The sequence below is a fragment of the Streptomyces sp. T028 genome, from assembly GCF_048159505.1.
In the GTDB taxonomy this organism is placed as follows: domain Bacteria; phylum Actinomycetota; class Actinomycetes; order Streptomycetales; family Streptomycetaceae; genus Streptomyces.
This window is the reverse complement of the sequence record NZ_JBLRVZ010000009.1, coordinates 241,572-263,697: the sequence shown is the minus strand read 5'-3', so window position 1 is coordinate 263,697 and position 22,126 is coordinate 241,572. Positions and strand designations below refer to the sequence as shown.

Below are 22,126 nucleotides of genomic sequence, written 5' to 3'. Positions count from 1 at the left end.
GGGTTCCGCTCCCGGGCCGCCGCCCCCGGCCGGTCCGCCTCGCACAGGTCCCCCACGGCGGATTCACCCGTCCCGTGAAACTCCCTCGAAGGTCATGCGTACGGTCACACGTTCTGGGTCACTTCATAGTGCGAGCTCCCTCTCATCGAGGGCCTGTGACGGGAACCCAGCCCTTAGACTCCCTCGCGTGACACGCTGCGGGCCGGTTGGCAAGATGGCCCGAGCGGTCGGCAAGGTGCGGTAACAGGGAGGAAGCGACTCGTGAGCAGCAGGCCATCCCGAGGCGCTGCTCGCCTCGCAGCCATACTCGACGCCCTTCCCGACGCGTTGGTGCTGGTCAACGCGAACGGGACCGTCGTCAACGCGAACACCATCGCGCTCGAGGCCTTCGAGACGCCCGGTACGGCTCTGGTGGGGCGAGGCCTGCTCGATCTGCTCCCGCAGTTCGACTCCAAGCTGATCCCGGGTTCCATGCGCCGGCCCGACCACATGGATCCGCGCGGGCGGACCAAGCCCACCCGGATGGTCGCCCGGCGAACGGACGGATCCGAGTTCCCCGTCGAGGTCACCAGCGCGAACCTCGAGAACGGGCAGCAGGCCTACGACGGCTACGGCTACAGCGGCGACGAGCTGCTGATGCTCGTCGTACGGGATCTGACCGGGACCGTGGACACCGAGGCCGAGCTGGCGCGGTCGCAGCGGCAGACCGAGATGATCCTGCGGGCCGCGTCCGAGGGGGTCGTCGGGACCGACACCGACGGGCGGATCGTGCTCGTCAACCCGGCCGCCGCGCAGATCCTCGGGTACCGGGCCAGCGATCTCGGCGGCAAGGAGCTGCACACCCTCGTGGTGCACTCGCGCGCCGACGGCTCGCCGTTCCCGTACGACGAGTCGCCGCTCGCCGACACCCTGCGCTCCGGGCGCAAGCACCGGGTGCGCGGGCAGGTGCTGTGGTCCAAGGGCGGGGAGAAGGTGTCCGTCGACCTGACCACCGCCCCCGTGCGCGACGGGGACCAGCTCGTCGGCGCCGTGATGACGTTCACGGACCGGCGGCCGTACGACGATGTCGTCGCGGAGAAGGAAGGTCTCGAGAAGCGGCACGAGGGCGAGCTGGAGCAGCTCTCCGAGGAGCACGCCTCCGATCTCACCGCGCTCCGCCAGCGGCACGTCACCGAGCTGGAGGAGCTGCGCGAGGAGCATGCGGAGGAGGTCGCCGCCGCCGAGGAGCGCTACGCGGCCCTCGGCGAGCGGGAGAAGGACCGGTACGACGCCCTCGCCGGGCGGTACGACCAGCTGCTCACCCTCCTTGCGGCCTCCCTGCGCGGGCCCCTCGACCAACTGCGCCGTGAGCTGGCCGCGCTCGCCGCCGACGACGCCGGGCAGCTGTGGCCCGAGGCCAACCAGGTGCTCCATCACCTGTCGGCGGGGTATTCGAGGATCACCACCCTCATCGACAACGTCCTCGGCTACCAGCGTCTCGACGCGGGCGCCGAGGACGTCGTCCGTACGAAGGTGATGCTGGACGCCGTCGTCGCCGCCGGTGTCGACGGGGCCGTCGAGCTCATCGGGCCCGGCCGGGTGCAGTTCGCCGTACACGCGCCGCCGATCGAGGCCGAGGTCGACGCCCGGCTCCTCGCGACCGCGCTCGCGCATCTCGTCGCCGACGTCGCGGGCGTCGACGCCACCGGCAACGCGCCCGTCTCGGCGGGCGGTTACATGGACAACACGGTCGTCGTCGCGGCCGCCCAGCGGGGCGAGGTCGTACGGATCGAGGTACGCGGGCCGTACGCCGGGGGCGACCCGGTGCACGAGCCGATCGTGCGCGGGATCGTGCGCGCTCACGGGGGTGTCCTGCAGACGCACGAGGTGCCGGGCATGAGCGGCAGTGCCTACGTCCTCGAAGTCCCCCTCGGGGGCGGGGCGGGGGCCGTCGCCCCTCCGGGGCCCGCGGCGCTGCCCGCCGCGCTGCCCGCGGCCCAGAGCGTCCCCGACCACGGCGAACCGCCCGCCGAACACGCGCAGGGCCGCCGCCGGGCCCGCCGGTCCTCCGTGGACGCCTTCCTGGAGGGCGAGGTCCCGGGCTCGGCCGAGGGCACCGAAGCGGAGGCCGCGGCACCCACCGGTAGGCGCCGTCGGCGCGGTCCGGCCGCCGACGAGACGCCCGGTGAGCTGCCGGAGGGGGCCGACGAGGCCTCCGGCGGTTCCGGGCGGCGGCGCGGCCGTCCCGCCGAGGACGCCGGGTCCGGTGCGGCCGGCGCGGCCGGTGCGCCCGGTGCGGGTGTGGCCGAGGGTGCGGTCGTGACCGCTGCCGAGAGCGCGGCCGGTACCGCCGCCGCGGGCACGGGACTGGGCGGCACCGTTCCGCCCCAGGGGGTACCGGCGCCGCCCGGCGGACGACGGGCCCGGCTCGCCGACGACGGACAGCAGAACGCCCTGCCGCCCGCCCTGCCCGCGGTCGCCGGGGCGTCGGCCGAGGACACTCAGCCGACCGGGCGTCGGCGGCGTGCCCTCGCCGCCGCGTCCGAGCGCGCCGCCGCGCAGGAGGCTGGACCGCGCACGGTGTTCGCCCTGCCGCCGGCCGAGGCGGACCGGGTGGCCGACGGTCCGGGCGTGCCCGGTCAGGGGCAGGAGGCCGGGCCGGTTCCGGTTCCGGTTCCAGTTCCCGGCCCGGTGCCCGGCCAGGCTCCCGTGGCCCAGATTCCCGCCCAGGGCTCGTCCGAGGACGCCCTCGTCGACCACGGTCGCCACGACGCCGTGCCGGTCGGCCAGGACGACGACCACACCCCGCCCCAGCCGCACCCCACGAGCGCGCCCACCGGCCGCCGCCGACGCGCCGTGGGTCAGCCCGCGGAAGCGGCGGGTCCCGTGGCACCCACGGGCACGATGGCCCCGGGTGGCGTTCCGGCCCAGGCCACGGCTCCGGTGCCGACACAACAAGCACAAGCACAGGGACAGGGACAGGGACAGGGACAGCCTGCCCAGGTCCAGCCGCAGCCCGTGAACGCGACCCCGGCACAGGGCCAACCGCTCCCCGCCGAAGCCGCCCCGGCGGCTCCCGCACCGCCCCGGACCCCCACCCCGCCGACCGCCACCCCCAGCACCGGCACCCCCCTCCCGCCCGAGGCCCCCGTGCGCCCGGTCGCCCCGGCGGCGCAGCCGCTGCCCGCCGAGGCGGCGGCGCTGCCCATGGATCCGAACTCGACGCAGGGCCGGGCGTTCAGCGTGCGGACGCTGGGGCAGGGCGTCCCCTTCACCCGGCAGGCCGCCCAGGTGCAGCAGGCGCAGCCCGCCGCGCAGGCCACGGCCACTCCCGCCCCGCACTCGCCGGGCGGTTCCGGGCGCCGCCGCAAGCTGGGCACACCGCCGGACCCGGCCTCCCGCCCGGAGCAGACGGCCCGTCCGCATCCGCCGGCCGAGCAGCCCGTCGCGGGCCAGGCACCCGTGCCCGCGCACCCCTCGCTCGCGGGCCAGCCGCTGGGCCAGCCCCTGGCCCAGCAGCCGTCGCTCGCCGGACAGCCGCTGCCCCAGCCCTCCCTCGCCGGTCAGGCGCGGCTCGCCCCCGGGACGACCGAGGGGGCCGGACGGTCGTACGCCATAGGAGCCCCGGACGAGAACGCCGCCGAGGGCCCCGAGCCGCTGGACGGTCCCGGTGGGGCCGTCGAGGTGGCGGATCCGCCTCGGCCGATGCCGATGGACGACGAGCTGCCGCCGGAGCCGCTGGACAACCCGCGCCGGCTGCTGGTGTGGCCCGCGCCGGACGTCTCCACCCAGCAGGCGCTCAGCGACCGCGGCTACCGGCCCGTCATCGTGCACTCGCGCGAGGAGGTCGACGCGCAGATCGCCGCGTTCCCGGCCGCGCTGTTCGTGGACCCGCTGACCGGGCCGATCACCCGTACCGCGCTGCAGTCGCTGCGGCAGGCTGCGGTGGCCGCGCAGGTCCCGGTGCTGGTCACGGCCGGGCTCGGGCAGGCGACGCGCGAGGCGGCGTACGGCGCCGACCCCGCCGTACTGCTGAAGGCTCTCGCGCCGCGGGACAGTGAGCAGCACCCGCCGCGTGTGCTGCTCATCGAGGAGCACGCGGAGATCGCGCTGGCGCTGACCGCGACGCTGGAGCGGCGCGGGATGCAGGTGGCGCGGGCGGCGAGTGACGCGGATGCCGTGACGCTCGCGGGGCAACTGCGGCCGAACCTGGTGGTGATGGACCTGATGCAGGTGCACCGGCGGCAGGCCGGATTCGCCGGGATCATCGACTGGCTGCGGGCGAACGGCCAGCTCAACCGCACTCCGCTGGTCGTCTACACCGCCGCCGTCGGCCAGGCGGACCTGCCCCGGCTGGCGTCGGGGGAGACCGTGCTGTTCCTGGCCGAGCGGTCGACGAGCGCCGAGGTGCAGATCAGGATCGTGGACCTGCTGGCGCGCATCGGCACCAACTGAGCTCCGCTGGACGGGCCGCGCCATGCCGTCTTTCGTCTGCGGTGTCGTCGTGGCTGGTCGCTCCCCCACTCTCGGCTTCGCTCGAGCGGGGGGGACCCCCATCGCGGCGGAGCCGCACATCGATACGGCCCCGCGCCCCTTCGGGCGCTGCCGAACCGCCGCGAACTTCGCGGGCCCCGCTTAATGCCGCGGCACCAGCGACCAGCCGACGACGAATAACGGGCGCGCGGCCAGCTGTACGACGGTGAAGGCGCCCGTAGTCGGCGCGGCACACGCCGGGCAGGTGCCGCGAGGTGACCTGCCCGGCGTGCACGGCAACCGTACTCAGATCTGGGTGATGTCCAGCGCGCCCTCGGCGTACCGCCGGCGCAGCACCTTCTTGTCGAACTTGCCCACGCTCGTCTTCGGGACCGCCTCGACGATCGTCCAGCGCTCCGGGAGCTGCCACTTGGCGATCTTCCCCTCCTCGGCGAGGAAGGCGCGCAGGGTCTCGAAGTCGGCGTTGGCGCCCTCCTTGAGGACGACCGTGGCCAGCGGGCGCTCGCCCCAGCGGTCGTCGGGGACGGCGACGACGGCGGCCTCGGCGACGGCCGGGTGGGCCATCAGCGCGTTCTCCAGCTCCACCGAGGAGATCCACTCACCGCCGGACTTGATGACGTCCTTGGCGCGGTCGGTGAGGGTGAGGAAGCCGTCGGGGCTGATCGTGCCGACGTCGCCGGTCTTCAGCCAGCCGTCCTCGCTGAACTTGTCGGCGGGGCGCAGCGTTTCGGCGCCGGGGCCGTTGTAGTAGGCGCCCGCGATCCAGGGGCCGCGCACCTCCAGTTCGCCCGCGGACTCGCCGTCCCAGGGGAGGCGCTCGCCGCCGGGGCCGGTGAGGCGGGCCTCGACGCCTGCCGGGAAGCGGCCCTGGGTGAGGCGGTAGGCGAACTCCTCGGGCATTCCGACGACATGGGCCGGCGGGCGGGCGATGGTGCCGAGCGGGGAGGTCTCGGTCATGCCCCAGGCGTGGCAGACCCGCATGCCGAGGTCGTCGAAGGCCGACATCAGGGCGGGCGGACAGGCCGAGCCGCCGATGGTCACCTGGGTGAGGGAAGTGACGTCCCGCGGCTTGACGGTCAGCTCGGCCAGCAGGCCCTGCCAGATGGTGGGGACTGCGGCCGCGTGGGTCGGCTTCTCGCTCTCGATCATCTCGGCGAGCGGGCCGGGCTGCAGGAAGCGGTCCGGCATCAGCACGTTGACGCCGGTCATGAAGGTGGCGTGCGGCAGACCCCAGGCGTTGACGTGGAACTGGGGGACCACGACGAGCGAGGTGTCCTGGTCGGTCAGGCCCATCGACTGGGCCATGTTGACCTGCATGGAGTGCAGGTAGATCGAGCGGTGGCTGTAGACCACGCCCTTGGGGTCGCCGGTCGTGCCGGAGGTGTAGCACATGGAGGCGGCCGTGCGCTCGTCCAGTTCGGGCCAGTCGTACTCGGTGGGCTTTCCGGCGATGAGGTCCTCGTACTCGTGGACCTGGGGGCGGACGTCCGCGAGGAGGGAGCGGTCGCCGGGGCCGGAGACGACCACGTGCTCGACCGTCGGCAGATGCGGGAGCAGCGGGGCCAGCAGGGGGAGGAGGGAGCCGTTGGCGATGACGACCTTGTCGGCCGCGTGGTTGACGATCCAGACCAGCTGTTCGGCCGGGAGACGCAGGTTGAGGGTGTGCAGGACCGCGCCCATGGAGGGGATCGCGAAGTAGGCCTCGACGTGCTCGCCGTTGTTCCACATGAGGGTCGCGACCCGGTCGTCGCCCTCGACGCCGAGGTCCTCGCGCAGGGCGTGGGCCAGCTGGGCGGCGCGGTCGCCGATCTCGGCGAAGGTGCGGCGCTGCGGGGCGCCCTCGCCCGTCCAGGTGGTCACCCGTGACGAGCCGTGGATCTTCGCCCCGTGGGTCAGGATCCTCGAGATCAGCAGCGGTACGTCCTGCATGGTGCTCAGCACGGCGTCCTCCCAGGGTGGCGACATTGCCTACGCGGTGGTAACGGTTGCGCTGATTCTGCTCACATACCGCGCGGTATGTCACTAGGTAGCGACGATCGATCACATGATCGATCACACCGCTTAAAGCACCGGTAAAAGCATTACGTCAGCACGCTAGCGGACAAGCACCAGCTCAGAGTCCTCGCGGAGCTTGGCGAGCGCGCGCGACACCGCCGATTTCACCGTGCCCACCGAGACCCCGAGCACGTCGGCCGTCTGGGCCTCGCTGAGGTCCTCGTAGTACCTCAGGACCACCATCGCCCGCTGCCGGTCCGGCAGCTTCATGATCGCCCGCCACATCGCGTCGTGCAGGGCCTGCCGCTCGGCCTGGTCCTCCTCGCCGGGCGCGGGCTCCGGCTCGGGCAGCTCGTCGCAGACGTACTCGTCGACCTTGCGCTTGCGCCACTGCGAGGTGCGGGTGTTCAGCAGGGCGCGGCGGACATAGCCGTCGAGCGCCCGGTGGTCCTCGATCCGCTCCCACGCGACATACGTCTTGGTGAGCGCGGTCTGCAGCAGGTCCTCCGCGTCGCTCTGGTTCGCCGTGAGCGACCGGGCGGTACGCAGCAGCACCGGCCGGCGGGCTCTGACGTACGACGCGAAGGACGGGTACGGAGACGGCCGCCTCTGGCCGTGGGAGGCGCTGGTGCAGACGGGTGTGGTCATGGCTCCACGCTAGGAGTGAGCCCGTGTAATCCGGATCGCCCGCAGGTGCCGAAGACGGGTCCGCCTCAGGTTGTAGTGGTGGTGCCTGCTCCACCTACTGGAGGTGGAGCGCGGGGCGCCGAGTACTACGGGTCGACCCCTGAGACGCACCGCTGACGAACGCCGGCCGGGATTCAGCCGTCGGAGGTCAGGACCAGGCCGGAGGTCGGCACTCCCGTCCCCGCCGTCACCAGGGTCCGTGCCGCGCCCGGCACCTGGTTGACGGAGGTGCCGCGCAGTTGCCGTACCGCTTCCGCCACCCCGTTCATACCGTGGAGGTACGCCTCCCCGAGCTGGCCGCCGTGGGTGTTGAGCGGCAGCCGGTCCTCCGCGACGAAGGCGGCCGCCTCCCCGGGCGCGCAGAAACCGAACTCCTCCAGCTGCATCAGCACGAACGGGGTGAAGTGGTCGTAGACGACGGCCACGTCGACGTCGGCGGGCGCGAGCCCGGAGGTGCGCCAGAGCTGGCGGGCGACCACGGCCATCTCGGGCAGGCCGGTCAGGTCGTCGCGGTAGAAGCTGGTCATCTGCTCCTGGGCCCGCCCGGCGCCCTGCGCGGCCGCCGCGACCACGGCGGGCGCCTGGGGCAGGTCGCGGGCCCGCTCCACCGAGGTGACGACGAGCGCCTGGCCACCGTCCGTCTCCTGACAGCAGTCCAGCAGCCTCAGCGGCTCGGCGATCCAGCGGGAGGAGGCGTGGTCGGCGAGAGTGATCGGGCGGCGGTGGAAGTACGCCGCCGGATTCGCCGCCGCGTGCCGGCGGGCCGTGACGGCGACCGGCCCGAAGGCATCCTCCGGGGTCAGCCCGTACGTGTGCAGATACCGCTGGGCCGCCATCGCCACCCAGGATGCCGGGGTGAGCAGCCCGAACGGCATCACCCAGCCCAGCGCCGCGCCCTCCGCCGTGGGCTCCCGGTGCCGTACGCCCGACCCGAAGCGGCGGCCCGAACGCTCGTTGAAGGCCCGGTAGCAGACCACCACCTCGGCAACGCCCGTCGCGATCGCGAGCGCCGCCTGCTGCACGGTCGCACAGGCCGCCCCGCCGCCGTAGTGCACCCGGGAGAAGAAGGACAGCTCGCCCATCCCGCAGGCCTGCGCCACGGTGATCTCCGGGCTGGTGTCCATGGTGAACGTCACCAGCCCGTCCACGTCGGCCGCCGTCAGCCCCGCGTCGTCGAGCGCGGCCCGCACCGCCTCCGCCGCCAGCCGCAGCTCGCTGCGCCCCGAGTCCTTGGAGAACTCGGTGGCCCCGATGCCGACGACGGCGGCCCGGCCGCCGAGCTCGTCACGCGCGCGTACGCTCATGCCGGGCCCCCCACGGTGACCGTGACCGTGCCGGTGACGTGCCGGCCGATACCGTTGTCCCCGGTGACCCGCACCACGGCCGTGTCCCCGTCGACGATCTCCTCGATGCGGCCGCGCAGCACCATGGTGTCCCCGGGGTAGTTGGGCGCCCCGAGCCGGATGGCGACCTTGCGGAGCACCGCCGTGGGCCCGAAGTGGTCGGTGAGATAGCGGCCGACCAGGCCGTTCGTGGTGAGGATGTTCATGAAGACGTCCGGGGAGCCTTTCGCGCGGGCCGCCTCGGGGTCGTGGTGCACGTCCTGGTAGTCGCGCGAGGCAAGCGCTCCGGCGACGATCAGCGTCCGGGTGATCTCTATCTCCAGCGGGGGCAGCGCGTCACCGGCGTTCACACCGTCACCCCCCGGAACACCGGCAGCGTCAGTTCCTCGTCGTACCGCCGGAACTCGAGCCGTACCGGCATCCCGATCCGCACCTTGTCGTACGGCATCCCGACCACGCTGCTCACGATCCGCACCCCTTCGGCGAGTTCGACCAGCGCGACCGCGTACGGCCCCGCCGCGTCACCGGCATGATCGGACTCCGTGAAGGCCGGGAACGGCGGGTGGTGCATGACGACGTACGAGAAGACGCTCCCCTCGCCGGACGCCTCCACGGTGTCCCACTCCGGGCAGCCGCAGCTCTGGCAGCCGGGCAGCCACGGGAAGCGGAGGGCGGCGCAGGCGGCGCAGCGCTGGATGAGGAGCCGGTGCTCGCGCACGCCCTCCCAGAAGCCGGCGTTGTCGCGGTTGACGACGGGCCGGGGCCGGCGCTCGCGCGGTGCCTGTTTCCGGCGGGCGGGGGCGTACTTGAGGATGCGGAAGCGGTGGGTGCCGACGAGGTCGGGGCCGACCCTGACGTCCGTGCGGGTCGTGACGAAGTGGCCGGTGCCCAGCTTGGTGGTCTTCCGCGCCGACACCGACTCGATCACCGTGTCGAAGGCGACCTCGTCGCCGGGGCGCAGGGGGCGGACGTACTCCTGCTCGCAGTCGGTGGCCACGACCGCCGTGCAGCCCGCCTCGTCGAGTACGGCGAGCAGCTCCTCGTAGGCCGGGGCGCGGCCCGCGTGGCCGCTCAGGCCGCCCATGATCCAGGCCTGCAGCATGGTGGGCGGGGCGATCGCGTCGGGCCCGGTGTACGCGGGGTTCCGGTCGTCCATGGCCTCGCACCAGTGGCGGATCATCGGCGCGTTGACGGGGTCCCGGCCGGTGCCGGCGACGGCGGCGGGCCGGCCCTCGTAGGCCTTCAGGCGTGCGTAGAGCCCGTCGTCGTCCACGGTCGCCGCTCCCTCCGGGAAACACCGCTGGGACAGGTTTCCGAGCGGGTTTCTGACTGTCCGTCAGATAGGGGGAGCTGTCAAGGTCACGGGTGGGCCGTCACGGGAGGGCTGCCGCAGGAGGGTCGTAGGAGGCATGCCGCAGGAGGGCCGTAGGAGGCATGCCGCAGGAGGGCCGTGGGAGGCATGCCGCAGGAGGGCCGCAGGAGGCATGCCGCAGGAGGGCCGCAGGAGGGCTGCCACCGCCACGGGAGGGCTACCGCGGCGCCGCGGGCACACCTGTGCGGCGGTACCGAGGCACCGCCGCACAGTCACTGCCACACCCCCACGGAGCACACTCCGACGAGAGACCGGGGGCCGCCTCCCCCGCCTTCCCGGCTTCCCCGGTCTCCCCGGCTCACCTGAAGAGCGGGGCGAAGGAGACCGCGGTGTTGCTGTTGCCCTGGTTGAGGGCCGTGTACGCGGCGCCGTTGACCTGCCCGGTGTTGCTCTGGTTCGAGGCGCCCGAGCCGACGGCGTTCTGCTGGGTGGTCGAGGAGTTGCCGTTGTTGTCGTGTCCGACACCGCTGCCCACGACGCTCGCGACACCCGCGTTCGATCCGTCGTCCGCGAAGCCGCCGTTGTCCGCCACCGCGACGCCGTTGAAGAGCGCGGCGGCCAGCGGAAGGGCGGAAACGGCGGCGATGACGCGGGCGGTACGGATGCTTGCCATATTGGTCCTCCAGAACCATCGGTCCATGCGGTACGAAACCCTGAACTGCGGCTTCCACCAGGCCGGTTGGCCGACCGGCCCGGTGCGGTGACGACGTCGCGAGACCAGAGTTGCCCACGGATCCCGGCCGAACCACCTCGGAAGGCCCGATTAGCACGCAAGCGTGATGACAAGTCGATAAACCCCTAGCCGCACTTTTCTTTCCCCGAGCGCCACAACACCTGCAAGTCGGGTTACTCGCCATGCGGGCCCCACAAGGGATGAAGCGTTTCGCCAGCTGTCCGGCCGTGGATGCCCGCGCACGGCCATCCACGGCCGCCATCGCGACTCTCGGCGCGCCGGACGGTCCCACCCTTCCTTTTTTCGAACACCAGTACGATAATGGGTCCATGGCCACCACCGACCGGCACAGCGCCCGGAACCCGGACCGCCGTCCGGACCGGCACCCCCGGCAGGCCGCCACCCTGGCCCTCGCCCACGCCCTGTCGGCCGCCGAGCGCGGCCTGGCCGTCATCCCCCTGTCCCGGACCAAACTCCCGGCCCTGCGCTCCCCCCACCGCCCCGACGACCCTCCGTGCCACGGCACCTGCGGCCGTTTCGGCCACGGGGTGTACGACGCCTCCACCGACCCCGCCCGGATCCGCGCGCTCTTCGCCGCCGCGCCCTGGGCCACCGGCTACGGCATCGCGTGCGGGCTGCCCCCGCACCATCTGATCGGCGTCGACCTGGACACGAAGTCCGGGACGGACGCCACAGGCGCCCTGCGCGAGCTGGGCCTGCGCCACCTGTTCACCATCCCGCCGACGGTCGTGGTCGTCACCCCCTCGGGCGGGCGTCACCTCTGGCTCACCGGCCCGCCGGACGTCGTGATCCCCAACTCGGCCGGCCGCCTCGCCCCCGGCATCGACATCCGGGGCGCCGGGGGCTATCTGGTCGGCCCCGGCTCGCGCACGGCCCACGGCGTCTACAGCACCGCCCCGGGCACCGGCCGTCTCGCGCCGGCGCCCTGCCCGCGGGCCCTGGTGAGACTGCTGGTCGCGGGGCCGGCTCGGGGGCGAGGGGTGTCCGGACGCGGGATCGGCTCCGGGGGCGGGACCGGCGGGACCGAGGGCAGGACTGGAGGTGGGCCCGGGTCCGGGTCCGGGTCCGGGGTTGGGGCCGGGGCCGGGGCTCTGGCCGGCTCTTCGGCCGGGGCGGATGGCGCGCACGGCCGTGGGCTGGTCCAGTTCGTCCTGGCTGCGCACGAGGGCCAGCGCAACACCCGGCTGTTCTGGGCGGCCTGCCGGGCCTATGAGAACGGCATCGGCGAGGCGCTCGCCGACGCGCTCGTCGCGGCCGCGGTCCGCACGGGGCTGACGGAACGCGAGGCCCGCTCGACGGTCGCGTCGGCGGCACGCATGTCCCGCCCTACGGCGTGAAGACCTGCTCCAGCCGGTGAATGGCACCGTCGTCGCCGGTCTCGTACTCGAACACCAGACCGGAGTCGGGGTGCGCGTCGACCCAGTCGATCAGCTCCTGCACGCCGATGCGCTCGTTCTCGGTGCTGTCGGTGATCGGCGTGACGGCGGTGACGTACGCGGCCTGGTCCAGCGCCCAGCGGCTGTCCTCCCCGGAGACGACGAAGGGCGGGCCGTCGGTGTCCTTGCCGGGGCATCCCCAGGCCCCGTGCTGGATGACCAGGTTCACCTTGCCGGTGTCGGCGGGGAGTTCCTCGACGCGGAACAGGGCGAACTCGTCGGGGTCGTAGTCGTCGGGGGTGGGGGGCTTGTCGGCGCAGGCGGAGGCGGATCCGGCGGACGCCGCCGGGGTGGCCGTGGTGGCGGCGGAGGGCTTGGCCTTGGAGGTACCGGTGGACGTGCCCGCGGACGTGCCTGTGGGCGTCTTTGTGGCGACGGAGCCGGCGGGCGCGGCGGTGGCACCGGCGGTGGGGCTCTTCGGGCTCTTCGCCGTGCCCGTGCTCGCGGTGGCCTCCCCCGCCGCCGCGGCGGAGCCGCCCTTCTCGCACCCGGTGAGTACGGCGGTCAGCGTGGCGGCGGCCATGAGCGCGCCGACGACGGGTCTGAGCCGGTTGACCTTCATGTGGGACATCCCCCCTGTGCACGGGCGACCCAGTCGGCCGCACCCGAGGCGGGACGCTAACAACGTCCCTGGTCAGAGGGGAGTGCAGCAAGCCCTTGCGTCACACAGTCGAGACACAGCTGTCACTGGCCGGGGACCGGTGTGACGGCCCGCGTGCGAAACGGTCCAGCCCTTCCCGGAGCAGGTCGAAATCGGTCGGCCCGAGGTGGAAGTCCTTCGGCGCGGGCGCGTGCCGTCAGGACGGCTGGGGTGGCGCTTTGGCGGTGCGTCTGGCGAGCAGGCCTGCCAGCAGCATGACGGCGAGGCTGATGCCCACGCCGCATAACGTCCACAGCACCCGGTAGCCCTCGGCCGAGTAGTCGGAGGGCCGCGGAAGGTCCACCAGGATGAGCACGCCCGCGGCGATGGCGGCGCTGTAGAACGTGTAGCTCCAGAAACGGAGCCCCGCCCCGTGCATGAACAGGACGAGCGCCACCACTTCGAGTCCGCGCTCCACCGCGAACAGCCTGAGTCCGGTTTCGTTCGCGGGCACCAACAGCAACAGCCCAGCCGCAACGGCGCCGATCAACGCGCCGACCAGTCTCTGTGCGCTGACGAGCGTGGCCTGCTCCAGGCTCGGCTTCATCGCGATCATGGCCGCGATCGGGATCCAGCTGCCGTACGACAGGTCGAGTCCGTACGCGAGCGCGACGGTGCCGGCGATGACCAGGGCGCGGATCACCGCGAACAGGATCAGCGGCGGGGTCAGCTTCCTTCGCGAAGTGTCACCCGGGAGTTCCGAGAAGGGCTGGGCCCAGTCGGCGCGCCCACGGATCAGCCACCAGATGAACGTCACCACGATCCACAGCGCCGCACCTCCGGTCCAGGCCACCACCTGAGCCCAGGTGTAGCTGGTGACGTGGGCCGCTTGATCGAGGCCGGATTCAAGTCCGATGGCGACGATGAACCAGATGTTGAGAATCAGGGCGTTGACGAACCTGCGCGTCCCGAACGCGACGGCCAGCCCGGCCACCAGCGTGACCCCGAAGGCCGCGAGCACCAGCCACCCCCATGCGTCTGCCCCGATACCGAAGCCCAGGGCGGTCACCCCGGCACCGATCAGCGCGAAGACGGCGACGTCGAAAGCGCGGTGCCCGAAGCCACCTCCGGGGTCGGCCAGCGCCGCGAACAGCAGTCCGAACAACGCGCTGAGCAGGTACTGCTCATACCCGATCGCCCAGAAGACGAACAGCGGCACCAGCCCGACGTCCAGGAACACCACCGCTCGCGGCCAGTTGAGCCCTGCGGGGTTGACCTCGAACACCTTCGACAGTCGGCCCATGACCTTCCCCCGGCGAACGGGCTGTGCTGCTCGTTTGCTCCGACTGGCCACGGCCGCCCTCTCTCACCTGACGGCCCGGTATGCCGCTTCAGCGAAGATAATCCTCCGATTCCCCTACTTTCACCGCGAAGCGACCCGCCGTGCAGCCGTCGACAAGAGCCCGCACGCCCCCGATCGGCCGTCGCGACCGACTGCCGTCGGACACGAGAACGGCCCCCGACCTGAATTTCAGGTCGGGGGCCGTTCTCACTGCTCACCACGCGGAGACGGTGGGATTTGAACCCACGGTGACATCGCTGCCACGACGGTTTTCAAGATCTCTCGGCGATACGTCGACCGGGTAGCTCCGCCGCAGGTCAGACGGGTACGGGCACCTCGGCGGACCCGTCGTCATCCTCGTCGTGCCCGCTACGTGCCCCCGGCTCGTGATCGTGCCCGCTCAGCCAGGAGTCGGCCGCTTCGGCGACCTGGTCGTCGCGACCGGCGACCGGCCGGGCGTAGTGCCGGGTGGTGACGCTCGCGTTGGAGTGGCCGAGCCGATGGGCAGCGGTCATGACGCCGTACCGGTCGGCGACCCAAGTGCCGTGCGAGGCCCGGAGGTCATGCGGGGTCACGTCGGTCAGCCCGGCCGCGGAGACGGCGGGGTCGAAGTAGGCCTTGCGCCACTGGTTGTAGCGCATCGGCTTGCCGCCCAGTGTCGTGAACAGGAGCGCGTCATCACCGCCGGGCAGAGTCTCCAGGTGCCGGCCGAGCTGCTTCGCCAGCTTCGGGCCGACCCGAAGGAGCCGCTTCTGATGGGACTTCGGGGTGTCGAAGACCAAGGTGCCGTTGGCTTCGGCGAGGTTCTCGTCGACCAGGACGAAGGCGCCGGACACGTCGATGTCCGCGCGCCGGAGGGCGAACGCCTCGCCGACTCGCAGGCCCGCGTACGCGAGAAGCGCGATCAGCAGGTCATGAGGCTTGGCCGCACTCCGCACCATCCGGGAGGCTTCGAGCGGGGTCAGGATGTGCGGCTCGGTCTGCGGCATTCGAGGCAGCTTGACGCCCCGGCAGGGGGTCTGCGGGATCATGTCGTTGTCGACGGCGGCCCGCATGACCTGGGACAGGACGCGGTACGCCTGCCGGATCCGGGACGCGCTGAGCCCCTTGGTCTTCATCCCGCCGACCCACTCGGCAACCGTGATCGGCCGCAGGCTGGACAGCTCACGGTCCCCGAGGGCGGGGTTGATCAGCGAGTTGATCAGAGACCGGTACGACGCCTGTGTCTTGTGCTTGAGCTGCGGGGAAACGGCTGCGAGCCACCGGGCCGCCCAGTCTCGTACGGTCGTCTGCCCCTCGGCGGGGTCCAGCCAGTGCCCTTCCTCGATCTCGATGCGCTTCCGGGCGAGCCAGCGGTCAGCGTCCGTCGAGGTGGCGAACGTCCGATCCGCAGGGCGGAGGACCCCGTCGGGCCCCGGGTACCGCGCTTGGAAGCGGCCGGAGGGGAGCTTGCGGACCCGGCCGAAGGCACGGCGGGACTTGCGCTTGCCAGCCATCAGGCAGCCCTCCTGAGCGCGTTGGGCCGCAGGGCGATCGACTGAACGGTGTTCTCGGCCACGTACGCCTCCAGAGCCCATTCCGGGATCCGCACGTGTCGGCCGACCTTCACGAAGGTGATGCGACGCTCTTCAACAAGCCGACGGGGGAACCTCACACCGGTGCCGAGCCGGTCGGCGACCTCTTGCACGCTCAGCAGTCGATCCACACTCACCACTCCCCCTCAGCCTCAAGATCAGAAATGTCGGCCAGGGCCTCACGGGCCGTCTCTCGGTTCAGTCGGATCTCCTTTGCGATCGATGCGGCGAGCCAGGATTCGCCGGGGGTGTGGCCGTGCCCGGCGTAGGACCAGTGGGCGAGCACGAGCGTGGAGCCCTCCGTGTCGTCCGGGTCCTCGGGCAGCCCTCGTTCCCGACGCTCCTGGCGTGCGCGGAAGTCGGCGCGGACCTGGCGGCGTTCGGCGAAGGTCGAGGAGTACCGGCGGGACTTGGTGAGGAAGTGGCCCCGGAAGCCGAGCATGTGAGCCCAGGCCCAGAGCTTGCGGTCCGGGTAGTGCCCGTCCAGTGCATGACAGGCTCGGATCAGGCGCCGGGTGTGATCGGGAAGGTCGGGCCGCTTGTCGAGCTCGGAGAGCTCCCCGACGCGGCGGTCCACGGTGCCGGTGGACTCAGCAGCCTTGGTGGCGTACTTCGCGACGTACGCGGCTACGGCCTGTTCGGTCAGCTCCTGGCCGTCGGTGCCGATGGCGCGTACGTCGACCTGGGCGCCCCAGCGCAGGACGCGCGCCGGGAGGTCACCGGCAGGCGCGACCGGCACGGAGACCCGGGCGGCGGCATCGCGGATGGCGTCGCCGAGCAGCGCCGTACTGGCCCACTCGGGCGGGGTGTCGTCGGGACCGGCCGGGCCGTCCAGTCGGACGATGGCGTGAAAGTGGATCGCTCCCCGCTTCTGGAACTCGGCGACCTTGCCGAAGGAGATCCGGCAGACCTCCCGCAGGGTGGCTTGGGTGATCCCGGCACGGGCGGCGATCTCCCGGCGGAGGTAGATCGTGAACCGGCGCCAGAGGTCCCCGGCATGGTTGTTCCAGAGGACGGCCCCGGCGTAGTCGTACGTGACCGAGTCGAGGGCCGTACCGAGTTCGAGGGCGTCCTCGGCGTGAGCGGCACCGCAGCGGCAGCGGCCCGTCTTGGGGCGGTTGTGGACCGGCCCGAAGGAGGGGGCCGTCAGGGTGGCGAACACGCCGGGATGGATGCGTACACCGTCCGGGATGCCCATGCGCGGGTCACCGGTGAGCCCGGCGCGTATGAGGTGGTAGGCGTCCCCTGCGTACGTCCAGGCGCAGGAGGGGCACCGGGAGGCCCGCCGGTTGCCGCAGGCGACCCGCAGACGTCCGCCAGGCTCCTCGGCCGTGGAGTACGAGTAGAGGACATCCCCGGTACGGGCGTCACGGGTGACCGTCGTACCGGAGAGATGGATCGGATCCGAGCAGCCACCCGTACGGCGTACTTGCTCGCGCCACCGGTCGAACCCGGGAGCCGAGGCGACCCGCAGCAGATCGGCCAGAGTCACGGGGTCGGTGCCCATGGTGGCCGCAGCACCGGCGACGGCCGCAGGGGAGACGGGGAACACCGTCACTCGACCACCCCCGGAGCGTCGACGATCTCGACCTCCAGGACCTTCGCGCCGCCGCAGTCGGGGCAGTACAGCTGGAACCCGGTGGTGTCGTAGCCGCTGCCCGCGCAGGCCGGGCACTCCAGCCACTCGGTGGTGCCGAAGGCCGCACGGCAGGTGTTCTTGTCCTGGCAGCGCGTCTTGCCGCACACCGCGCAGCTACGGGTCGTACGCCGGACGATCCTCGGTGCTGAGGCCCCGGTCTGTCGGCCGGGGTGGATCAGCGAGACAGGCATGATGGAGGCTCCCTTGGAAGAGGGGTAGGGCGGCGCATCTGCTTGGCGGTAGGGGCGCCGCCCTTCTTCAGGGAGTGTTCACCTCCCTAGGGAGATTGAAACCAAACCTCCCTAGGGATGTCAACGAGACCTGCGGATGACAGGTGGGTTGGCGAAGTGATCGGGTACGCGTTCATGCGACCGGAAGGGGGTGGCAGGTAGGCTGACCACCCTAGGGAGCATCGACAAGTGGGAGAGACAATGCCCGAGACTGCGCGGCAGATCGCCGACGATCTCCGGGCGCGGATCGAGTCCGGTGAGCTACAGCCGGGCGATCGGTTGCCCGGTGAACCCTCGTTGGTGAAGACGTACGGCGTCGCCAAGATGACCGCGAACCAGGCGCTGAAGATCCTCGTGAGCGAGGGCCTTGCGGTCGCACGGCCGGGATCCGGAACCTACGTACGGGAGTTCAGGCCGATCCGCCGGGTCGCGAACGACCGCCTCTCCAAGACGCGCCGAGACGCAGGGCAGTCCATCTGGTCGGCCGATGTCGCCCAACGCCCCCTGGTCACCGACGTCCAGGTCTACGAGGCCGAGGCTCCGCGCCAGATCGGGCGCCTGCTGAACCTTGAGCCCGGAGCCGCCGTCATCGTGCGAAGCCGGAAGTTCGTCGTCGAGGACCGCCCAGTGCAAATCGCGACGTCATACCTCCCGGCGGACCTGGTCCGAGACACGGCGATCGCCCAGCCGAACACGGGCCCCGGAGGCAGCTACGCCCGCCTGGCCGAGCTGGGCGCGGAACCCGTGCTCTTCTCCGAGGAGCTGCGGGCGCGGATGCCGAGCGAGGAGGAGCGCACGGCCCTGGCCCTCGCGGCCGGCACTCCGGTCCTGGAGATCTGCCGCACCGCCTTCACCGAGGACGAGCGCCCCGTAGAGGTCAACCAGATGCTGCTGGACGCCGGTTCGTACGTCCTGGAGTACCGCCTGAGCAGCTGAGCTGTTACAGGAATCCCTACCTCATCAAGCACCCGTCGTCGCTCCGCTCCTCCGGGCGGGCGCGGGCCGCCGTCCGCGCCCGCGCTCATGTCTCCGCCCCGCTCGGCACGGCCGACGACCCCCGCCCGCCCAAGAGGCAGGCACACAGGAGCATGAGGTCAGAACACGTCGTGGCTGGGGCGGTCAGCTCCACGGCTTTAGGCAGCCACTTTGGGGCGAGCCTCTAAGATCATGGCCCCCACGTCGTGCTTTACCGGGCAGGTCCACAGACTGCCCGACGCGCCATCAGCTTACGGGGCCATGATCACTCGCCCCAAAGCAGCTCCAGCCCAAAGCCGCTCCGCCGACCTCAACGGGCCACGTTCGCAAGAGAGTTGGAAGGGGTCTGCTACACTCGCGCCCGAACATGACGAAATGGCCGTAGGGCGTGCTGTCTCTTGGTGGGAGACACGTCTTACGGCTTTCGCGTATCTACTCATTGAGGAGGAGTCAGGTGACCAACCCGAAGGGCCAGGACATTGACCGCAACACAACTTTCGACGGTGGCAATAGTACACCAAGGGAAATCAACGAGCCAAGCACCAGAGGTCACCAGGCCGCAGCGCTGATCACGGCTCTCGCGCAACTGATCACCGCTCTGACAGGTGCGGCAGCAGTGCTCTTGTACCGTTCCTGACCTTCACGCAACACCGTGCCCCAGTCGTGCCCGATACAGCGGGAAACCACGGGGCACAGCGGCCAATCAGGGGCAGCGCCCAGCACAACGACCCCTGACCGTTTCACCTGGTCAGGGGCCGTTCACCTGCGGAGACGGTGGGATTTGAACCCACGGTGACATCGCTGCCACGACGGTTTTCAAGACCGTTCCCTTAGGCCGCTCGGGCACGTCTCCCCGCGCCGCTTGATCGGCGGCGCGGGGATAAGGGTAACGGGTGGACACGCACGCGTGTGGGTCAGTCGGTACTGAGCCGGGGAGGTACGCGCGCGTGGGCTCAGTTGTCGCCCGTGCGGGAGCCGAGGGTGAGTTCCACGGTGCGGGTCTTGCCGTCGCGCTCGTAGGTGATCGTGACCTTGTCGCCGGGCTGGTGGGTCCAGATCTCGCCGATGAGGGTCGGGCCGGAGTCGATCACCGTGTCGTCGAGCTTGGTGATGACGTCGCCGGGCTTGAGGCCGGCCTTGTCGGCGGGGCCGCCCGACTCGACGGCGGAGGAGCCGCCCGAGCCCTGGTCGGTGATCTTCGCGCCGCCCGTGGAGTCCTCCAGGGAGACGGACGCGCCGATCTTCGCGTACACCGGCTCACCGGTCTTGATCAGCTGCTGGGCGACGTACTTGGCCTGGTTGATCGGGATGGCGAAGCCGAGGCCGATCGAACCGGACTGGGAGGTGCCGCCCAGGCCGCCGCTGCCGGTGGACTGGATCGCCGAGTTGATGCCGATGACGTTGCCCTGGGCGTCGAGCAGCGGGCCGCCGGAGTTGCCCGGGTTGATCGAGGCGTCGGTCTGCAGGGCGCTCATGTAGGACGAGGAGCTGCCGCTGCCGTCCGAGGAGGCCACCGGGCGGTTCTTGGCGCTGATGATGCCCGTGGTCACCGTGTTGGAGAGACCGAAGGGGGCGCCGATGGCGATCGTCGAGTCGCCGACCGCGACCTTGTCGGAGTCGCCGAGGGTGAGCGGCTTGAGGTCCGACGGGGCGTTCTTCAGCTTGATGACGGCGACGTCGTAGCCCTGGGCGTGACCGACGACCTCGGCGTCGTACTTCTTGCCGCTCGGGAAGGTGGCCGTCACCTTGCCGCCGTCGACGGCGTCCGCGACGACGTGGTTGTTGGTGACGATGTGGCCCTGGGTGTCGAAGACGAACCCGGTGCCGGTGCCGCCCTCGCCGCTGCTGGACTCGGCCTCGATGGTGACCGTGGAGGGCAGGGCCGCTTCGGCCACCGCCGCGACCGAGCCCGCGGCGCGCTTCACATCGCCGCCGCTGGTGGAGGCCGAGACGGTCGTCGAGCCGGTGTTGTCGTCGTTCTTGGCGAGGGTGTAGCCGAGTCCGCCGCCCAGGCCGCCCGCGACGAGTGCGGCGACGAGGACCGCGGCGACGAGCCCGCCCCGGCCGCCGCGCCCGGGCTTGGGCGCGGGCTGCTGGTAGGAGGCGCCCCAGGCGAGGCCGTCGGCTCCGCCCGCGCCACCGGCACCGCCCATTCCGGCGTCGCCGTACGCTCCGGTGGCACCGGCCGCACCGCCGTCACCGTACGCGTGCGTGCCGGCGTCGGCTTCGGCGTAGAGAGGGGTGGCCGGCGGGTTCTGCCAGCCGTCCGGCGCGGCCGGCGCGGCGGGGGCGGCGGGGGCGGCCTGGGGTGCCGTCGGCGGGGGCCAGTCGCCCTCGGCGGCGGCCGGCGCCTGCTGCGGGGCGGCGGGCGGGGGCCAGTCACCCACGGGAGCCGCCGGGGCCACCGGGGCCGCGGGCGGGGTCTGCGGGAGCGGGGTGGTGGGGGCGCCGGCGTCCGGCGCGGGTGTCTGAGGGGTGGCTGCCGAGGAAGACTCCACCGGCACGGGGGGTGCGGACGGCGCCGGGGGTACCGGGGTGCCCTCGTTCGTGCCCTCGTTCTCGGTGCTCACAGCTCTTCTCCTCGATCCACGGCTGTTGTCGTCGGTCGCACTAGGTCTCGCCCGTTCACGCTTGTCGTCGACCCGGCGCGGCGGTAGCTGTGCGTGTGCTTGTGTACTGCTCAGCTTTTCCCACGGGCCGTCAGAGCACCATAAGCGCTGGCTGTGGGTACGCGGGCAATCTTTATAAGGGACTTTTAGTGCACTAAGTGCGCATCTTCGAAACATCTCAGACTGTTCTCAGATGCTTACGGTGGCACCATGACGCGGTGACCCACGCACGGCAGCACCACATTCAAGTCGTCGCCCACCGCGGAGCCTCCGAGGAAGCGCCCGAGCACACCCTGGCCGCGTACAAGAAGGCCATCGAGGACGGTGCGGACGCCCTCGAGTGCGATGTACGGCTGACCGCGGACGGCCATCTCGTCTGCGTGCACGACCGACGAGTCAACCGTACGTCCAACGGCCGCGGAGCCGTCTCCGCCCTGGAGCTCGCCGATCTCGCGGCCCTGGACTTCGGCTCCTGGAAGACGAAGGAGGCACGCGAGGCCTGGCACGCACGCGTGGAGGACCCGGACTGGGAGGTCCGGCCGGAGGACCGCGAGGAGACGTCCGTACTGACCCTGGAGCGACTGCTGGAGCTGGTCTCCGGCGCCGACCGCCGGGTGGAGCTGGCCATCGAGACCAAGCATCCGACGCGCTGGGCCGGGCAGGTCGAGGAGCGGCTGCTGATGCTGCTGAAGCGGTTCGGCCTGGACGCGCCGGACTCGGCGGCCGACTCGCCGGTGCGGATCATGAGCTTCTCGGCGCGCTCGCTGCATCGCGTGCGTGCGGCGGCGCCGACGCTGCCGACCGTCTATCTGTCGCAGTTCGTCTCACCCCAGCTGCGCAACGGGCGACTGCCCGCGGGAGTGGGGATCGCGGGCCCCTCGATCCGGATCGTGCGCAACCACCCGGTGTACGTCGAGCGTCTGAAGCGTGCCGGTCACCAGGTGCACGTCTGGACGGTGAACGAGCCGGAGGACGTGGACCTCTGTGTCGAACTGGGCATCGACGCGATCATCACCAACCGCCCGCGCGCGGTGCTGGACCGACTGGGCCGCTGAGCACTCACACCGGCCGGGCTCCGACGCCCCACAGGTCACTCACACCTCACAGATACCTCACGTCCCCTTGACCCCACGCCAACCCTCCCGCATCCTCCAAATCGGCCACTCCGTCGAAAATC

18 protein-coding genes and 1 tRNA gene are annotated in these 22,126 nt (G+C 71.7%); 5 read left to right on the top strand and 14 right to left on the bottom strand.

Going from position 1 to position 22,126, the window contains the following annotated elements; genetic code table 11:
* The first annotated feature begins 261 nt into the window (after nucleotides 1-261).
* Entirely contained in the window at nucleotides 262-4,434 is a 4,173-nt protein-coding gene (locus ACLZN2_RS10015) for a PAS domain-containing protein (protein WP_416978009.1), read from the top strand.
* Between the two features lie 324 nt (nucleotides 4,435-4,758).
* On the opposite strand, the gene ACLZN2_RS10010 is transcribed toward ACLZN2_RS10015, so the two are convergent.
* From ACLZN2_RS10010 to ACLZN2_RS09985, 6 genes are all read right to left on the bottom strand, one after another.
* Nucleotides 4,759-6,438 (bottom strand): long-chain fatty acid--CoA ligase, encoded by a 1,680-nt coding sequence (locus ACLZN2_RS10010; protein WP_416978008.1) that lies wholly within the window; start codon nucleotides 6,436-6,438, stop codon nucleotides 4,759-4,761.
* A 129-nt stretch (nucleotides 6,439-6,567) separates the two neighbouring features.
* Entirely contained in the window at nucleotides 6,568-7,116 is a 549-nt protein-coding gene (locus ACLZN2_RS10005) for a SigE family RNA polymerase sigma factor (RefSeq protein WP_416978007.1), read from the bottom strand.
* A gap of 173 nt (nucleotides 7,117-7,289) precedes the next feature.
* Complete coding sequence (locus ACLZN2_RS10000) at nucleotides 7,290-8,459, bottom strand: lipid-transfer protein (protein WP_416978006.1); 1,170 nt, start codon at nucleotides 8,457-8,459, stop codon at nucleotides 7,290-7,292.
* Nucleotides 8,456-8,848 carry a MaoC family dehydratase gene (locus tag ACLZN2_RS09995; protein WP_416978005.1) on the bottom strand — a complete coding sequence of 131 codons (393 nt, stop codon included), beginning with the start codon at nucleotides 8,846-8,848 and terminating at the stop codon, nucleotides 8,456-8,458. The genes ACLZN2_RS10000 and ACLZN2_RS09995 overlap by 4 nt, the downstream gene beginning before the upstream one ends.
* Nucleotides 8,845-9,771: a bifunctional MaoC family dehydratase N-terminal/OB-fold nucleic acid binding domain-containing protein gene (locus tag ACLZN2_RS09990; RefSeq protein ID WP_416978004.1), complete on the bottom strand. Its 927-nt coding sequence runs from the start codon at nucleotides 9,769-9,771 to the stop codon at nucleotides 8,845-8,847. Before ACLZN2_RS09990 ends, ACLZN2_RS09995 begins: the two co-directional genes overlap by 4 nt.
* 397 nt (nucleotides 9,772-10,168) lie before the next feature.
* Nucleotides 10,169-10,483: a hypothetical protein gene (locus ACLZN2_RS09985; RefSeq protein ID WP_416978003.1), complete on the bottom strand. Its 315-nt coding sequence runs from the start codon at nucleotides 10,481-10,483 to the stop codon at nucleotides 10,169-10,171.
* Nucleotides 10,484-10,872: 389 nt separating this feature from the next.
* On the opposite strand from ACLZN2_RS09985, the gene ACLZN2_RS09980 reads away from it, so the two are divergent.
* A complete protein-coding gene (locus ACLZN2_RS09980; protein WP_416978002.1) occupies nucleotides 10,873-11,901 on the top strand; it encodes a bifunctional DNA primase/polymerase in 1,029 nt (342 codons plus the stop codon).
* Here the strand turns inward: ACLZN2_RS09980 and ACLZN2_RS09975 are convergent.
* From ACLZN2_RS09975 to ACLZN2_RS09950, 6 genes are all read right to left on the bottom strand, one after another.
* On the bottom strand, nucleotides 11,891-12,562 hold the full coding sequence (locus ACLZN2_RS09975; RefSeq protein ID WP_416978001.1) for a hypothetical protein: 672 nt from the start codon (nucleotides 12,560-12,562) through the stop codon (nucleotides 11,891-11,893). The two genes, ACLZN2_RS09980 and ACLZN2_RS09975, sit on opposite strands and share 11 nt — an antisense overlap.
* Before the next feature lie 235 nt (nucleotides 12,563-12,797).
* On the bottom strand, nucleotides 12,798-13,883 hold the full coding sequence (locus ACLZN2_RS09970; RefSeq protein ID WP_416978000.1) for an FUSC family protein: 1,086 nt from the start codon (nucleotides 13,881-13,883) through the stop codon (nucleotides 12,798-12,800).
* A 356-nt stretch (nucleotides 13,884-14,239) separates the two neighbouring features.
* Nucleotides 14,240-15,418, bottom strand: coding sequence for a tyrosine-type recombinase/integrase (locus tag ACLZN2_RS09965; RefSeq protein ID WP_416977999.1), 1,179 nt, complete (start codon nucleotides 15,416-15,418; stop codon nucleotides 14,240-14,242).
* The gene (locus ACLZN2_RS09960) at nucleotides 15,418-15,636 is read right to left on the bottom strand and encodes an excisionase family DNA-binding protein (protein WP_416977998.1); all 219 of its coding nucleotides are present in this window, start codon (nucleotides 15,634-15,636) and stop codon (nucleotides 15,418-15,420) included. The genes ACLZN2_RS09965 and ACLZN2_RS09960 overlap by 1 nt, the downstream gene beginning before the upstream one ends.
* Nucleotides 15,630-17,003 carry a replication initiator protein RepSA gene (gene repSA / locus ACLZN2_RS09955; RefSeq protein WP_416978089.1) on the bottom strand — a complete coding sequence of 458 codons (1,374 nt, stop codon included), beginning with the start codon at nucleotides 17,001-17,003 and terminating at the stop codon, nucleotides 15,630-15,632. Before repSA ends, ACLZN2_RS09960 begins: the two co-directional genes overlap by 7 nt.
* Before the next feature lie 47 nt (nucleotides 17,004-17,050).
* Complete coding sequence (locus tag ACLZN2_RS09950) at nucleotides 17,051-17,326, bottom strand: hypothetical protein (protein WP_416977997.1); 276 nt, start codon at nucleotides 17,324-17,326, stop codon at nucleotides 17,051-17,053.
* Nucleotides 17,327-17,566: 240 nt separating this feature from the next.
* Between ACLZN2_RS09950 and ACLZN2_RS09945 the strand changes: the two genes are divergently transcribed.
* Both ACLZN2_RS09945 and ACLZN2_RS09940 read left to right on the top strand, forming a co-directional pair.
* Entirely contained in the window at nucleotides 17,567-18,301 is a 735-nt protein-coding gene (locus tag ACLZN2_RS09945) for a GntR family transcriptional regulator (protein ID WP_340377749.1), read from the top strand.
* A 493-nt stretch (nucleotides 18,302-18,794) separates the two neighbouring features.
* On the top strand, nucleotides 18,795-18,977 hold the full coding sequence (locus ACLZN2_RS09940; RefSeq protein WP_416977996.1) for a hypothetical protein: 183 nt from the start codon (nucleotides 18,795-18,797) through the stop codon (nucleotides 18,975-18,977).
* Nucleotides 18,978-19,106: 129 nt separating this feature from the next.
* On the opposite strand, the gene ACLZN2_RS09935 is transcribed toward ACLZN2_RS09940, so the two are convergent.
* Both ACLZN2_RS09935 and ACLZN2_RS09930 read right to left on the bottom strand, forming a co-directional pair.
* Nucleotides 19,107-19,193, bottom strand: a tRNA-Ser gene (locus ACLZN2_RS09935).
* A gap of 100 nt (nucleotides 19,194-19,293) precedes the next feature.
* Nucleotides 19,294-20,910: a S1C family serine protease gene (locus ACLZN2_RS09930; protein WP_416977995.1), complete on the bottom strand. Its 1,617-nt coding sequence runs from the start codon at nucleotides 20,908-20,910 to the stop codon at nucleotides 19,294-19,296.
* Between the two features lie 257 nt (nucleotides 20,911-21,167).
* Here ACLZN2_RS09930 and ACLZN2_RS09925 point away from each other — a divergent pair, with 257 nt between their 5' ends.
* Nucleotides 21,168-22,004, top strand: coding sequence for a glycerophosphodiester phosphodiesterase (locus tag ACLZN2_RS09925; protein WP_416977994.1), 837 nt, complete (start codon nucleotides 21,168-21,170; stop codon nucleotides 22,002-22,004).
* Nucleotides 22,005-22,126: the final 122 nt, after the last annotated feature.